The organism is Desulfovibrio sp. An276 (genome assembly GCF_002159665.1).
GTDB classification, from domain to species: domain Bacteria; phylum Desulfobacterota; class Desulfovibrionia; order Desulfovibrionales; family Desulfovibrionaceae; genus Desulfovibrio; species Desulfovibrio faecigallinarum.
Window position 1 is genome coordinate 42,842 of the sequence record NZ_NFJC01000019.1, and the last position, 14,638, is coordinate 57,479.

At 56.3% G+C, this 14,638-nt stretch carries 13 protein-coding genes; 10 read left to right on the top strand and 3 right to left on the bottom strand.

Features of this window, described 5'->3' with window-relative positions:
• Positions 1-358: 358 nt before the first annotated feature.
• A complete protein-coding gene (locus tag B5F76_RS08875) occupies positions 359-1,582 on the bottom strand; it encodes an MFS transporter (protein ID WP_087353421.1) in 1,224 nt (407 codons plus the stop codon).
• A gap of 235 nt (positions 1,583-1,817) precedes the next feature.
• On the opposite strand from B5F76_RS08875, the gene B5F76_RS08880 reads away from it, so the two are divergent.
• The 6 genes from B5F76_RS08880 to B5F76_RS15135 all read left to right on the top strand — a co-directional run bounded on the left by B5F76_RS08880 (position 1,818) and on the right by B5F76_RS15135 (position 6,793).
• Complete coding sequence (locus tag B5F76_RS08880) at positions 1,818-2,141, top strand: helix-turn-helix domain-containing protein (protein WP_204218361.1); 324 nt, start codon at positions 1,818-1,820, stop codon at positions 2,139-2,141.
• Positions 2,134-3,360 carry a type II toxin-antitoxin system HipA family toxin gene (locus tag B5F76_RS08885; protein WP_162608779.1) on the top strand — a complete coding sequence of 409 codons (1,227 nt, stop codon included), beginning with the start codon at positions 2,134-2,136 and terminating at the stop codon, positions 3,358-3,360. Before B5F76_RS08880 ends, B5F76_RS08885 begins: the two co-directional genes overlap by 8 nt.
• A gap of 134 nt (positions 3,361-3,494) precedes the next feature.
• Positions 3,495-4,274: a creatininase family protein gene (locus B5F76_RS08890; protein WP_087353425.1), complete on the top strand. Its 780-nt coding sequence runs from the start codon at positions 3,495-3,497 to the stop codon at positions 4,272-4,274.
• Positions 4,275-4,342: 68 nt separating this feature from the next.
• Positions 4,343-4,843 carry a PepSY domain-containing protein gene (locus tag B5F76_RS08895; RefSeq protein ID WP_087353427.1) on the top strand — a complete coding sequence of 167 codons (501 nt, stop codon included), beginning with the start codon at positions 4,343-4,345 and terminating at the stop codon, positions 4,841-4,843.
• A 580-nt stretch (positions 4,844-5,423) separates the two neighbouring features.
• Positions 5,424-6,146 (top strand): AlbA family DNA-binding domain-containing protein, encoded by a 723-nt coding sequence (locus tag B5F76_RS15130; protein WP_204218362.1) that lies wholly within the window; start codon positions 5,424-5,426, stop codon positions 6,144-6,146.
• Positions 6,143-6,793, top strand: a complete 651-nt coding sequence (locus tag B5F76_RS15135; RefSeq protein ID WP_204218363.1) for a Fic family protein — start codon at positions 6,143-6,145, stop codon at positions 6,791-6,793. The genes B5F76_RS15130 and B5F76_RS15135 overlap by 4 nt, the downstream gene beginning before the upstream one ends.
• A gap of 252 nt (positions 6,794-7,045) precedes the next feature.
• Here the strand turns inward: B5F76_RS15135 and B5F76_RS08905 are convergent, their stop codons facing one another.
• The gene (locus B5F76_RS08905; protein WP_087353429.1) at positions 7,046-9,133 is read right to left on the bottom strand and encodes a type IV secretory system conjugative DNA transfer family protein; all 2,088 of its coding nucleotides are present in this window, start codon (positions 9,131-9,133) and stop codon (positions 7,046-7,048) included.
• Positions 9,134-9,220: 87 nt separating this feature from the next.
• Positions 9,221-10,462 (bottom strand): hypothetical protein, encoded by a 1,242-nt coding sequence (locus tag B5F76_RS08910; RefSeq protein WP_087353431.1) that lies wholly within the window; start codon positions 10,460-10,462, stop codon positions 9,221-9,223.
• 371 nt (positions 10,463-10,833) lie between these two features.
• On the opposite strand from B5F76_RS08910, the gene B5F76_RS08920 reads away from it, so the two are divergent.
• From B5F76_RS08920 to B5F76_RS08935, 4 genes are all read left to right on the top strand, one after another.
• Positions 10,834-12,132 carry a hypothetical protein gene (locus B5F76_RS08920; protein WP_144268439.1) on the top strand — a complete coding sequence of 433 codons (1,299 nt, stop codon included), beginning with the start codon at positions 10,834-10,836 and terminating at the stop codon, positions 12,130-12,132.
• 215 nt (positions 12,133-12,347) lie between these two features.
• Entirely contained in the window at positions 12,348-12,890 is a 543-nt protein-coding gene (locus B5F76_RS08925; protein WP_144268440.1) for a hypothetical protein, read from the top strand.
• Positions 12,891-12,936: 46 nt separating this feature from the next.
• Complete coding sequence (locus tag B5F76_RS08930) at positions 12,937-13,221, top strand: hypothetical protein (protein WP_087353439.1); 285 nt, start codon at positions 12,937-12,939, stop codon at positions 13,219-13,221.
• A gap of 240 nt (positions 13,222-13,461) precedes the next feature.
• Positions 13,462-14,379, top strand: coding sequence for an IS630 family transposase (locus tag B5F76_RS08935; RefSeq protein WP_162608780.1), 918 nt, complete (start codon positions 13,462-13,464; stop codon positions 14,377-14,379).
• Positions 14,380-14,638 lie beyond the last annotated feature (259 nt).

Below are 14,638 nucleotides of genomic sequence, written 5' to 3' on the forward strand. Positions count from 1 at the left end.
AAGCCCTGACAGCGACTTCAGCTTCGAGCGTAACTCGGGCCCTGTATTGCCCTGGGCGCAGGGCGCACGGGCCTCCCCGCCTGCTCCCCGGGCAGCATCAAGAAGGGTAAAAGGCGCGTCTGTCACGGCTTCCATGGCTCTTCCAGCAGCCAGGATGCGGGTCTGCCCCTCGTGCTTCGGGCAACGCCTCAAATGCAGCCAGATGCAGTGGAAGACCCGCTTCTTTCCCCAGGGTTCACGGGATACAGGGAAGCATCGCGCTCACCTTTTGCGCAGGAAAGTGAAAGGCAGCGAGCCGGATCCAGGGGCAATGCCCCACGCGTCCCAGCCTGCAAACTCCTTTTCGCAAGAACAGAGCCTATACGTAGCGCACCCTTCTCCCGTGCAGGAAATGGTAGAGGACCATGGCAGCCGCAAGCGTTATCGTCAGTGCGTAGAACATGCCCTCAAAGCCCGTGTGCGGGACAAGGAAGCCGAAGATGTAGGGACCAAGGCCAATGCCAAAGTCCATGAAGATGAAGAAGGTGGAGGTTGCCTGGGCAAAGCGCGAGGGGGTGACCATGGAGAGGGAGACTGCCTGGCCTATGGACTGGAAGTTGCCGTAGCCAAGACCCACGAACACGCCTGCCAAAAGCAGCATGGCCGAGGAATCCGCGTTTGCCAGAAGAAGCAGCCCAATGGCCGTGAGGACAAAGAGGGGGTAGATGACGATGTTCTCCCCGTTGCTGTCCATGGTGGAGCCCGTGATGGGGCGGCTTACGAGAGCAGCCACAGCGTAGATGAGGAAGAAGACGCTGGCTGCTGCCTGAAGGCCCCTTTCCGCAGCGTACATGGCCATGAAGGCCTGTATGCAGCCGTAGCCAAGGAAGACGATGAGGGGCACCACTGCAAAGTGCACCACCCTTGGGTCAATGTAGCTGTTGAGCTCAAAAATAGGATGGAGCCTGTGCGCAACCTTGGGCGGATTTTTCAAAAGCAGGCCAACTGCCAGGGCGCCTATGGCGACAATCAGCATGACGAGCATGATGGTTGTGTGCTTGATGTGCTGCATGAGCACAATGCCCAGGAAGGGGCCAAGCGCCAGGGCCAGGATGGTGCTCAGGCTGAAGAGGCTGATGCCAAAGGCCTTGTTTTGGGCAGGGATGACATAGGCCGCTATTGTGGCCGTGGCAGTGCCTGTTATGCCCACCGCAAGGCCTGTCAGAAGCCTGTCCGCAAAGAGCAGCGGCAGGGAGCCCACAAGGAAGAAGAGCGCAAGCGAGAAGGCGTAGAGGGATAGCCCGCCCAAAAGGAGCAGACGGCAGCCTGTGACGGACATGAGGTTTCCGCTGACAAAGCGCCCGGCAAGACAGCCAATGACCATGATGCCGGAGGTGAAGCCTGCAGTGGAAAGGCTTGCCCCGTAGGTTGCCTGCACATAGCCGGTGCCTATGACAAAGACCAGGTAGTAGACGGTCATGACGAGCAGGTTGACAGCTGTCACGATGTTGAAATTGCGTGTGCAGATATTGCGGACGACCTCGCGCAGGCTGGGCTTTTCCGCACAGGATGTGGCTTTGGGGCGCAGATGGCGTCTTGGCATGGCTCTTCCCTCCACAATATAGGCTGTATGCCCTGCACAATATACCCCGCAAAAATGCAGTCAACAGACAAATGCCTTGCGGGTGGCTGCGGACGCAGGGACTCTACACTTGGGGCTCCTGCCCAAAGCCCCGCGGCCATCCCCTCCCGAGGGGACCAGATCCATTACTTGACAGGCCGCATAACCGGAAATATATTGTTATTTGTATGGATATAACAGGCAATATCGTGTAGGTATGACAATGCAGAACCTCTCCGTGAACCGCACAGTTAAAAAGCTCGGCAGAGACATCAAATCCGCCCGCCTGCGGCGCAGGCTTCCCATGGCACTGGTCGCCGAGCGCGCAGGCATTTCCGTCAGGACACTTGGCAGCATCGAGAAGGGAGAAACCGGCGTGAGCATAGGCAATGTGACGGCAGTCATCCTTGCCATGGGCATGGGAACGCCATTTGCGGACATTCTCGATCAGAAGAATGACAGCTTTGGCCTGCTCCTGGACGAGGAACGCCTCCCAAAAAGGGCGCGCCTGCCAAAAACGGAGAAAACCATTTATGAGTGAACTCTACAGCCTCTACCTGCAGCAAAGGGACCCAGTCCATGTTGGCACGCTCTGGCTCAACCGCATAAAGGGAAAAATATCCTCTGCCTTTGTCTACGCTCCAGACTGGCTTGTGCATCCGGGCAGATTCGCCATCAGCCCGGATCTTCCCCTTGATCAATTTCCCAAGACGCGCGAAGGCCTTTTTCTCTGCCTGCAGGACTGCTCGCCAGACCGTTGGGGGCAGGCGCTTTTACGCAGACAGGAACTGGCCCTGGCCGAAAGCCAGAAACGCAAGCCACGCACCCTGCTTTCCTCGGACATGCTCCTGCTTGTGAGCGACTTTACCCGCCAGGGAGCACTGCGCCTCTTGGCCGATGACGGAAAGACTTTCCTAAGCCCCTCTGGCCCCAATTCCGTTCCTCCTCTTGTCGCTCTGCCAAGGCTTCTGCACGCTGCGCGCAACATGGAAACCCGCAGCGAGACAAACAATGATCTCGCCCTGCTGGTTGCCCCTGGCTCCTCTCTTGGCGGCGCACGCCCCAAGGCATCAGTCCTTGGGGACAAGGGAGAGCTCCTGATTGCCAAGTTCCCTGGCTGCAATGACAGCCGCGACGTCCCCCTCTGGGAATATGTGACCCTTCGCCTTGCCAGTCTGGCAGGCATCAGGACGCCACATGTCCGACTTCTGCGCGTAGCTGGCAAAAATGTGCTGCTTGTCAGCCGCTTTGATCGCGTATTTGATTGCGAAGGAGAACGACGCATTCCCTTTCTCTCTGCCATGAGTCTGCTTCAGGCAAGGGATGGTGACCACGCAAGTTATGTGGATATTGCGGACGCGCTTCAGGCAGAAGGCGCGCGCCCTGCCTCGGATCTGCCCGAGCTGTGGATGCGTATGGTCTTCAACATGTGCGTCTACAATACCGACGATCACCTGCGCAATCACGGCCTTCTCCGCGAGCCCCTGGGATGGCGGCTTTCGCCAGTCTATGATCTCGAAATCTCACACCCTGCAGAAAAGGCCCCCTTCCTGCACACAGGCATTGTCCCGGACATGCAGGCCTTTGATCTGAACGCGGCCCTGGAAGCCGCGGACTTCTTCCGTCTTGGCAAGTCGGAAGCAACAGAGCGCATGGCACGGATACGCAAGGCTGTCTCGCACTGGAAGGAGGAAGCGACCCGGGCCGGAGCCCAGGCATCCGAAATACGCCTCATGCAGGAATCCTTCGAGTACCTGTGAGCCTGCCCTGTGTCCGAAGAAACTTGCCGGGCCTTTGGCAAGGCCCCAGTTTTTGCCTGGCAGGGGGCTTCACCTCATGGCCCTAGAGCTGTACATTTGGGTCTGCCAAACGAACAAGAATTTGTGGAGGTCACATGCCAGCTCACTACCTCTTCCGCATGAACACCCGCGAGGTGCAAGCACTTGCCCCAAAAACCAACATCGCTCTTCTGCCCATTGGGCCTACTGAGGTGCACTCCCTGCACCTTCCCCTGGGCACAGACGTGGAAAGCGCCCTGGAGGTCTGCGAAAGGACAAGCGCCAAACTGCAGGCAATGGGCCTCGACTGCCTCATTGCCTCGCCCATCAACTACGCCCTGGCCGACGTTGCCAACTGCTTTTGCGGCAACACCACCCTGCGCCCCGAGACCGTGGCTGCCATCGTGGAGGACGTGTGCACAAGCCTTGCCAAATGGGGCTTCACACATATCATGATCATGTGCGGCCATGCAGAGCCGCGCAATATAGAAGCCCTGCAGGAAGGGGCCAACAGGGCCATGGAGCGCGACACAAGGATTTTTGCCCGCGTCTCCAACTGGCTACTCGGCTCAAATATCGCCTGTGCCATGCGCTGTGCGCACCCGGAGTGGGACATACACGCTGGCGAGAGCGAGACAGCGCTCATGCTCATGCGCGACCCGGACCTTGTGGACAGGGACATCCTGCAGACCCTTGAGCCCAACTGGGAGGGCGAGTTCTTCCCGGCTCGCCTTGCCGAAGGCAGGGACTTCATGGGCTGTGGAGCAACGCAGGCCTACCTTGGCGATCCCCGCGCAGGCTGTGCCGAGACAGGTGAAAAGGTCTACGATATCTACGCGGACTTTGCCGTGGCAGAGATCCTGAAGGACAGGGAAGAAGCCGCAAAAAAGGGGTAGGCGCAGCACCTGGCCCCAATACCGGAACCATCCCCCTGACAACCCATGCAACCTCTTAAGGAGAACACATGCCCCTGCGCCCTGCCCTGCTGGCAACCCTGCTTGCCATTGCCGTAAATGGAGCCCTTGCCGATTCTGCCCTGGCAATCTCGAAGGAAGACGCCTTGGGTATTGCCCTGGAAAACGCCCGTGTGCCAAGGGCCGATGCCCGCAACATCCGTATTCAGGCCAATGAGGAAGGCGGAGAGCCCGTGTGGTCCGTGGAGTTCGACACACACTACGGGGACTACGACTTTTCCGTGAGCAGGGGCAATGGCCGCATCCTCGACGCGGACTACGAGGTGGACGACGAATGGGTGCAGCGCAAGCCCTCGCGGCTCGTGACCTCATCCACGGTACGAGAGATAGTGCAAGGCAGGGTCCCGGGCGCCAGGGCCTCGGACATCCGTGTTGTCCGGGAAGACGAGCGCTATGAAGGGCACCTCTTCCACCACGATATCAAGTACGAGTTCGAGGTAGATGCGCGCACTGGCATCATCACGGACTGGAACGCGGATCTGCGCCGCTGACAGGTGTTTTGACAAAAGGGAGCTTTCCTCTGCTCTTCACAGCCCTTCAGAGCGATCTGGAGGGCTGTGCTGGTATTGGGGCCTGAGGAGAAAGACTTCGCACAGTAATCTCACATCCCAGTAAGAAAGACGTTCCCATCGTTCAACTACTGGGCCGCGTGTCTTTTGAAAGAACGTTGACTCGCCCTGCCAGGGTACATATATTGGAATTCACAAGCATTGGAGAGGCCCCCAATGGGGAATTAGACCCCTGCGCAAGGCGCCATGCTTGCAATTTTTGCCCGTTGACATAACGGGCTTTTTTTTGAACAGTTTGACAGCACCGCAAAGTAGAAGGAACTCGGGGGACTGGGCAAAAGTTACAATTAATTCTGAATATCGAATTGCTGAACAAAAAAACAATACACATTATTTCAGCAACTTGCCAAGCAAGCAATCACAACCACCGATCAGAATTGGTTTGCCTATGTGCGACAAATCCCGTATTGCAAAAGTATACTCTAACATAGAAAGAGGGCTGTTGATCCTATGACTGAAAGCGAAATTCTGAAGCTGATCGAGGGTGGGCGAGAACATTCAGGTGGAATTCAAGAAGTCTACCACCGAGATCACAAAGGATGTGTACGATACTGTTTGCTCGTTCTCCAACCGAGACGGCGGGTTCATCCTCCTGGGAGTCAAGGACAACGGGGAGGTTTTAGGTGTTGTACCTGAGGCTGTGGACCACATGACAAGGGATTTCGTGACGTCCATCAATAACGGGCAGAAAATCAATCCTCCCTTGTACTTGCAACCAGAGATACGAACTGTAAACGGCCGTACGCTGCTGATCATACAAGTACCGTCCGCAAGCCAGGTCTGCCGCCACCGCGGGCGCATTTTTGATCGCAGCTACGAAGCAGATATAGATATCACAGACAACACCGATATGGTGTACCAGCTGTACGCCCGCAAAAGCGGCAGCTATTTCGTCAACACGGTAACCCGCTTTCAGCTGGATGACCTGCGCCACGATCTGCTCGAGCGAGCAAGACGCATGACGAACTGCCGCGGGCAAAATCATCCCTGGAAGGCCATGTCCGACGAAGAGCTGCTGCGCAGTGCGGGGCTAATTTTGCAAGATACTGAACGACGGTTCGAGGGCATCACCCTGGCGGCAATCCTTCTCTTTGGCAAGGATTCCACGATTATGTCCGTCCTGCCGCAGCACAAGACAGATGCCATCTTCCGGGTGGAAAATGTTGATCGGTACGATGACCGGGACGTCATCATCACCATCTGCTGGATTCCTACGACAGAATGATTGCTTTCGGCCAAAAGCACCTGAACGACCCCTTCGTACTGGATGGATTCCAGAGCGTCAGCGCCAGAGACAACATTCTGCGCGAGATCTGCTCCAACAGCTTGGCACACAGGGATTATTCCAGCGGCTATGTGGCCAAGCTCGTTATTGAGCGCAGCCGTCTCTTCACCGAAAACGCCAATCGTTCCCACGGGCATGGTACCCTGCTCCTGCCCTCTTTTGAACCATGTGCCAAGAACCCGCCTATCTCCAAAGTGTTCCGGGAGATTGGGCTGGCAGATGAGCTGGGATCCGGGATGCGGAACACATACAAGTACTCAAAACTTTACTCCGGCGAGACTCCTGAATTTATCGAAGGTGATATGTTCCGCACCATCGTTCCGTTGCCCCCAATTGCAGTGGAAAAGGTCGGGCCTCAAGTCATCACCCAGGATAGTGCCCAGACTACTACCCAATCTGCAATTGTGGTGTTCTGCAAGGAGCCGAAATCCAAAGCAGAAATCATGAAACATTGCGGACACAAGCACGCAACAAATTTCACACAACACTATCTTCGTCCTTTGATTGAAAGCGGGCAGCTTCAAATGACGATCCCGGAAAAACCAACGAGCAGCAACCAGAAGTATGTAGCCGTGCAAAGTAATTGAGCCCCAGAGTCTCAAACCAAGAGCAGTGGAAAAGGTCGGCTTGTTGGGCACCACCCAAGTCACCACACAAGATAACCGTCCAGGATTACAAAATATATACCAGAAGCCGACTAAGTCACCGACTAAGTCACTGACCAAGTCACCGACTAAGTCACTGACCAAGTCACTGACCAAGTCACCGACCAAGTCACTGACCAAGTCACTGACCAAGTCACCAGCCTTTCCCAAAGCCTGCATTCCCCCAGGACAACCTCACTCCGTACCCCTGTCGCCCTCCTCCTTCCCTCTAGCCAGATCCTCTTCACCCGGCACAGGATCGCACAGGAGGGCAACGACAGCCCTGCGCACACCATCCAGTCCCCTGACTCCGGAAAGATCCTCCCAAGCAGCGTACGCCCTTGCAAGCTCAGCGTCCGCAATCATTCCCACGGCACAAGGGCGCTCCCCGGACACTGCCTCTTCGCACTCCCCGGCAGACTCCCCGGCCAGAGCCGAAAGCCAGTCGCGTAGCCTGCCCTTCGAGTTCATGAAGCGCACGAGGGACGAGCGCGATGGCGCCTGCACCTTGAGGTGGCAGTTCAAGCGCACCTCCTGGGAGGGTGCCAGGGGCGGGTTGGCGTAAAAGGACCTTGCCCTGATCATCTCGCCCTTGAAGAAGATGGTCATCTGGCCCTCGACCTGCTTTTGCAGGTCGCGAAAGTCCACCCTGGCAATCCTGTCCACTGCCACGGCCATGTTGTCCTGATAGGCGAGGCCGCAAGCCCCAGGGGGCACGGACCAGCCTGTGCTCTTCTGCACCCAGGCCTCGCCTGCCATGGAGCGGATAAGGTCCATGGTCTGGCGCGGATCCTCCTGGCACATGAAGCACTTCACCTTGCAGTTGGAGACTATCTGCTCTGCCGCGTGTTCCGAAGCCCTGCGTATGCCTGCAAAGTCCTGCGAGGCCACGGTGACCGCAATCCCAAGACCTCGGCCTTGCGTAAGCAAAATCTCGAAGCCAGGGGTCTCGATAGCAGCGTACTCGTCCACCACCATGCCGAAGGGCGTTGCCGCGTCCGTAGGAAGCGATCCCAACACGTCCGAGAGCCTGCCCTGCACAACGTCCCCCAACCCCACGGCACAGGCATTGCGTATGGAGGAAAGGCATATCTGCCCCAGATTCTTGAGCTCGCGCGGATCCTTGTCCATGGATGGGATGAGGGTCACGTAGATACGGCGACTCGTTATCACGTCTACTGCGTCTATCTCGCCGTGCGTTGTCTTGAAAACGCGGCCGTAGTTGTCCACAAGGAGGGAGAGCGCCCTGCCGAAGTAGGCCCTGGCGTAGCCGTACTGTTCCGCAAAGTTCTTGGGCTGCTGGGCAAGATGCCTGGACATGTCCCAGCCAACTGTCGCAAGTCCGGCCCTCAAGGCCAGAATGCTCTTCTCGGACAAGTCCGTGCGCCTTGCCAGGGCATCGATTTCCGCAAGGCTCATGAGATACTTGCGGATGATGCTGATGGAGAGCGGTATTTCGCCCCTGTCTCGCATTTCGACCAAAACAAAGAGCAGCCCGGAGATGAGGGTCTGGGCGTTGTTCGAGAAGATGGCGTTGCCGTTTCCCTCCTCGGGCATGAGCGCGAAAAGAAGCTGGGTCAGCTGGTTGGCAGTGCCGTGGGCAAAGGGGTTTTGCGTATTGGACTGGCGAAGTGGCGTGCGCATGTGGCCCTTCAGGCGCATGGCCTCCTGGGCCTTCTTGTCGGCCATGTAGGAGAGCAGCAAAAAATCGTCGTCTCTGCCCATGATGCGGCACATGGTGTAAATCTGGGCTGCAAGCCTTGGTGCTGCCTTGGGATCCACATAGGTGAGGCCCGATCCCTTCGCAAGGTAGTTGAAGGCAAAGGACACGAGGGTCTCGGTCTTGCCGGCACCGGTTGTGCCAAGCACAAGCATGTGGGTGAGCGCGTCCCCGCGCCCAATCCAGAGCTCCCGGCCCGTATCCATCTCGTTGCCAAGAAAGAAGCTTCCCCTGGCCCTGTGCCAGCCTCCTTTTGCCAGGACATCCCTGTAGTCCACCTTCCCGGAGGTCTCGGGCAGGCGCATGGGCAGATGGTCCCTGGCAAGGCTTTTCATACGCACAAGGTGCAGCAAAAGCGCCAGGGGCATGCCGAGGAGCATGGTCTGGGGGTAGAGGATCATGGCAAAGGCCGCCATGCAAAGGGCAAGAACGTAGCCCTCCCTGCGCATGAGGGCAGAGTACATGCGCGTGGAGAGGGGTGCAACGTCCCGCAAAAACTCTTCCTTCCTGTGCTCCTGATCGCGGTGTACGCCATACAGAAGCTGTCCGTCATCCCTTGTCACGGGCACCTCCCAGCACTCTTCGGGTGCACTTGTTCAGGCATCAGGCAAAGACCTCCTTGAGTCGTCTTGTCATCTCATATTGCCATGTCAGTCTGTCTGCCCCGAGTTCTGGCGCCTGGGCACCAGGAACTTCTCTATGACCGTGTTCTGCTCCCTGGTCTGTATGCCAACAAGGGTTGCCAGAAGGGCAGTCTGGTAGAGATCGTTTTTCAGGCTTTCGAGCCGCATGTGGTAGTCCTCTGCCAAAAGGATGTAGATGTTCTTCAGCGTGTCCGAACTGTTCCACAGGGCGGATTTGCGCAGTCTGTTGATATTGCCCGCAAAGTACTGCTGACGGGCCGTGTAGTACTGCATGAGGCTGTAGCCCTGGGAATCGCGCTTCATGCGATCGGCCTGGGCTACGCCACTCTCCTCCTCAAGTTCGGGTATGGCCTGGTTGAAGTTGGCTATGGGCAGGTAGAACTGGGAAACAAAGCGCAGGGCACCCTCGGCCATGCCGGTCTGGGCGGACTTCACCTTGATGGCGGACGCCCCCTTGCGACCGCCTGGCGTAAGCCGTGCCTCCCTGGCCACACGCGGCATGGGGGTAGGGTTCGAGAGCACGCCAATCATGTAGTTGGCCCTTGCCTGCTCCTCTATGAGCCCGCCTGCCGGCAAAAGCCACCCTGGCCGAAAGACCTTCTGTTCCTTCATGAGCTCGGAATCGAGCAGTATCACGTCCTGCTGGCCCTGGGCCTGGGGGAAGTTCTTCGCTGTCGCATCCCTCCTTGTCTCGTCGAGGGCCTCCTCCTGCAAGGTATCAAGGGTTGAGCGCGAGCGCGCCTGACCCGTATTGGCAAGAGCTGCTGCCATGTCCGCGCAAGGGGGCTCCTGGATGAGGGGATTGTGCTGGGCAGCCTCCATGTCGGAGCTCAAAGACGCCGCATGCCGCTCAAGGGCCTTCACAATCTCCCGTGTGGCGCCCTGCAAAAGTTCTGCCTGGGCAGTGACGCTGCCTCCTGCCCTGGTCTGCAGGGCAGCGTTGAAGGTCGCAAGCTGGGCGCAGATGGCCCGCGCTGCCAAAACCGTCTGCTGCATGCCAAGGACCTGGTTTCCCGCAGTGGCAAGGCCTGGCCCGACGCTCCAGGCCTCGCCGGTAATGCTCGTGCCGCTCGCGTCCCCGCCGACAGTGCCAACACTTGCGCCAGCAAGGCCTGCACCTGCTGCCTGCGCCTTTACGGGTATAACAAGGCAGAGCAAAAGGCACACGATGACACAGACCGCCAGGCCCGGATCTCCATCATAATAATACAGGGTATTCCGATTGGGAGCCGGATTGCCTTTCCTCATTGCTTTCTCCCTTTCCCTGCTCCACGCAGGGGCTTTGCCCCGTATCTTTCAGGGCTGTTTTTTTCGTGACAGGCTGTTTTTATCGCCTGACAAAAAAACTACAACATACCTATTGACATGTCAAGTAACATCGGATAAAAGTAACCCATGGAATGCGGGATGGCGGTCATCCCGACTCTCCCGGGCAAGCACAGGGCAGCCCTTGCGCATGGATGGGCGACCGAAGAGCCCCGGGAAAGGCTGTATAAACCTCAAACACTACTTTCAAAAAGGCTGGGGATGCATATTTCTCCCGTACAGGGAGGAGTACGCACAACGCGGAACAATCTTCAAAAAGAAGGCATGACAGGTATTGTGCTCAAGGATACGCCATGACGCAAGATTCACTTGATGCTATGCCAGGGGAAGCAGTCTTTGGACAGATCCCGAAATCATTGCTCGATACAGGGGAGAGAGCCATGCCCTCGCCCCCGATGCCTGGAAGGAGCAGGCACAGATTTTGGGAGATGCTGGACACCGGCACCCTTCCCGGAGCTGCCCACCTGCGCTCGTCAACGGTCCTTTCCCGCTGCTGCAGGGTCAGGCGCCTTTTGCGGCACTTTGCAAGGGACATGTACCCGAAGGAGGCGGACAGAACAGACAATTTTGCAGGCAAGGGCGTAGAAAGCGCGGAAGACGAGGTGGAAAGGCTGCGCATCCCCGAGGATCTGGACCTTTTTCCTGCCTGGTTTGCGAACCGCATGCAAGAACGCAAGGTAGGAAAGATGGGCTTTATCTCGGAGCGCAAGGCTCTCAAGTGGGCCCTTCAGGGCGTCATGAACCCTTCCGCCATGAAGGAGCTCTGCGCACTCGACGCAAACGCCCTTGTGGGAGAAAATCTGGGGACGTCCGCAAAACGCCTGCGCGAGCCAAGGGAGAGCGAGGTGCGCGACATCTTCGCACGACTCGAGAACTGGGGAACGCCCATGGCTACCCTGACCCTTCTGTGGCTTAAGGCAACTCTTGCAAGTGGCCTTCGGCCCTTCGAGTGGTTTGATGCGCGCCTCTACAAAACCGAAGACGGCGGGATATTGAGCGTACGCAATTCCAAGTACGTGGCAAGCAATCTTGCCGGCAACGGTCCCTTCAGACACCTTTTCTTTGCGCAAGGCCCAAACGACGAGAAGCTTGTCTGCGTGGACACCTTTGTGCGCGCACTTTCTGCCCAGTACAGTGCCATGGGCGCAACAAAACCAACAAGGGAGGATTTCGAGAAGATATACAGGCGCTGCCAGCATGTGTTGAGAATCGTGCAGACAGACGACTGTCTGCGCACTGCCAAGCGCAGGAAGGTCTTCCTTCAGTTTTACTCCATGCGGCACCTCTTTGCTGCCGAGATGAAGCTGAGGGCACGAGAGATGGGCTTTGACGCGAGCTTTGTTTCGTCCCTCATGGGCCACGCTGTCACAAGTTCCGCCTGGGAGCACTACGCGGACATGGCCCTTGCTTCCTGCCACAACAGCCCCTCCTTTCCCCTGCCCCTGACGGACGAGCAGGCCAGGGTACGCCTGAGCAAGGGGTTCAGGCTCTCGCAGGAAAAGGGGACGCAAAAGCCCCAGGCAACCGTTTCCCAAAAGCCCATGACTCCCGCAGGGACCGGTACGGGCAAGGCAGGACCAATCACCAAATAACCCAGCCTTCCCTGGCATGCCAGGCAGGAAGACATATATGGGGCGCGCACCCCGAAACACCATCTCCCGGGCCTTGTGCGCGAAGGCCCGGGGTTCCCAAATACCCACAACAAACCCTGCCCCGCGGGGCACGATGCGAGGATTTGACCATGACAGAACGAGGTTCCGACATGAACAGAGGCGATATGACCCGAAATGATATGCCCAGAAACAATATGCCGCGGTCTGACGCAGGCCAGCCAGAAGCTTTGGACAAAGCCGTGGCAGCCCATGCATCCATGGGCGCAGGCATGAATCCTGCCATGAATCCCCCCGTGAATGCGGGCCAGCAGCCAGCCCCATACCAGTCCATGGGACATATGTCCGCCATGGACGACGAGCAGCAATCCATGTCCGATGATGTCATCATGGCCTTCCTTGAGGGCGCAGAGTCCCGCCTGAACTTCCATCAGGCAGAGCTCATCCGCCTTGCCTGCCAGGGCTTTACGCGAAAGCGCATAGCAAGGGCACAGTATGTCTTGAACAGGGCGCTGCAGCTTGCGGACACAAGACCTGCCTCCATCTCCATTGACGATCCCTTCAATGGCTACATCATGGACTTCATCGAGGAAGCGGACAGTCTCACCTACCACGAGGCCGAATTTTTGCGACGTGTGTCCCGAGGCTGCAACCGCGAGGATCTGAACGAGGCAAACTACCTTCTTGCCAGGGCGCGCAGGCTGCAGGAAGAAGAGAGCTTCCGCTCCCTTGGCCGCTAGGACAGGAGGGCAGACACAAAAACAGGCAACAGACAAGCGAGGTTTTATGCGGGATGGCAAGAGCTTTCCCAGCAGGACCAGGAACGTGGACTGGACACAGCCTACCAACGCTGTGCCTGGGGTTGAGGACGCATCCCGAGGGGAAGAGAACACCCTCTTCCCCGTCCTGACCCTCATGGGTTTTGGCGGCAAGACCTACACCATCCGCGTTCCCCAAACAGTGCGCAACATGCCGGGAATGGGAGAAGACTACGCAAGCGCGCCGCAAACTTCCCGGCAGCCCGAGACTGAAGACAGCATGAGCCACTGTCCCACCCCGGGTTTTGCGTAGCAGGAGGCCTTAGAGCAAGAGAGCACAACAAGTATCACGTTTTGTTGTCATTTTTACTCCAAGAGGTGGCCCAGACGAGCAAGCGTCTGGGCCACCTTGATGTGCGCCCGGCATGGCGCAGTACTAGAGCGCTTTCCGGTTGAATTTTTTCAGTTTCCAGCTACACTTCTGTCATCGTCAGAGAGGGAGGGGCCCCTCCCTCTCCTCCCATACAAAATCGCCCACGTCCTGGAGAGCAGCATGAAACATGGTTCTGATGATGTTCGCAAGATGGTCATTGATGGATATAAAGCAGGCAAATTTACCCAAACAGAAGCAAGCAGAGTAACTGGTTATTCTCGCGTTATAATTGGTAAGTGTTGCAGAAATGAAGAATATACAGTAAAACCAAAAGGCCATAGAGCTGCTGCATTTTCAGAAGAAGAGTTGCCTAAATTAAAAGAATTTATAGAAAATAATGTAGATGCTACCCTTGAAGAAACAAGAGAACATTTTGGAAAAAATTGTTCTCTTTCGTCAGTTTTTAGAGCAATACAAAAAATAAAGTTTACATTCAAAAAAAAAAGCCTACATGCAGATGAACGGGACAGTGAAGAAGTAATCAAAGCTAGGAAAGACTTTCTTGAAATTATTTTAAAAATAGATCCATATAGATTACATTTTTTAGATGAATCGGCCACACGTACAGATATGACGCGCACCCATGGAAGAAGTTACAAAGGAACCAGATGTGTCGACTCTGCTCCAAGCTCTTGGAAAACTTTAACAATCTTAGCTATGTTTAACTTGTATGGTGATATTTGTCCGGTTGTTTTTCCTGGAGCACTAAATAGAATTACTTTTGAAAATTGCCTTGAAAAATTTTTGCTTCCATGCATTAAACCAGGAGATACATTAGTTTTAGATAATCTTAGCTCTCATAAATCTGAACTTATAACAAAATTATGCAGCGATAATGGGATTAATATAATTTATCTTCCCCCTTATAGCCCCGACTTAAATCCAATTGAAAAATTGTGGAGCAAGGTGAAAGACATCCTCCGAGGTATCAAGGCGAGGACCGTAGAAGCGCTGGAGGAGGCTATCGCCAAGGCCCTTGATGCGGTAACCCAATCTGATATCAGAGGCTGGTATCGTGAGGCTGGATACGCCACTTAAAATATAAATTTTCATTCGGAAAACGCTCTAGGAGGTGAAAGACCTCTGAGGGCCCGGCAGCGGGAACCTCGAGCCGAAAGACAAGGGGCTTGTCGTGAGGCAAGTTCTGAAGGAAGTCTATGGCAAACCACTGACCAAACGAACAGAAACCGCATATGAGGCTGGCGTGTCGGATGAGAGGGCATCGAGACTCAAAGTCCAATAGCTGCACGGAAGGCACGAAGGTAGATGCGGTGGGTATAAGTGGGAAAGTATTGTG

Coding starts and splice junctions, on each gene's coding strand:
- B5F76_RS08930 (WP_087353439.1), top strand. CDS start 12,937: ATGCGGGATGGCAAGAGCTTTCCCAGCAGGACCAGGAACGTGGACTGG.
- B5F76_RS08935 (WP_162608780.1), top strand. CDS start 13,462: ATGAAACATGGTTCTGATGATGTTCGCAAGATGGTCATTGATGGATAT.
- B5F76_RS08925 (WP_144268440.1), top strand. CDS start 12,348: ATGCCGCGGTCTGACGCAGGCCAGCCAGAAGCTTTGGACAAAGCCGTG.
- B5F76_RS08890 (WP_087353425.1), top strand. CDS start 3,495: ATGCCAGCTCACTACCTCTTCCGCATGAACACCCGCGAGGTGCAAGCA.
- B5F76_RS08910 (WP_087353431.1), bottom strand. CDS start 10,462: ATGAGGAAAGGCAATCCGGCTCCCAATCGGAATACCCTGTATTATTAT.
- B5F76_RS08880 (WP_204218361.1), top strand. CDS start 1,818: ATGACAATGCAGAACCTCTCCGTGAACCGCACAGTTAAAAAGCTCGGC.
- B5F76_RS08920 (WP_144268439.1), top strand. CDS start 10,834: ATGACGCAAGATTCACTTGATGCTATGCCAGGGGAAGCAGTCTTTGGA.
- B5F76_RS08895 (WP_087353427.1), top strand. CDS start 4,343: ATGCCCCTGCGCCCTGCCCTGCTGGCAACCCTGCTTGCCATTGCCGTA.
- B5F76_RS08875 (WP_087353421.1), bottom strand. CDS start 1,582: ATGCCAAGACGCCATCTGCGCCCCAAAGCCACATCCTGTGCGGAAAAG.
- B5F76_RS15135 (WP_204218363.1), top strand. CDS start 6,143: ATGATTGCTTTCGGCCAAAAGCACCTGAACGACCCCTTCGTACTGGAT.
- B5F76_RS08885 (WP_162608779.1), top strand. CDS start 2,134: ATGAGTGAACTCTACAGCCTCTACCTGCAGCAAAGGGACCCAGTCCAT.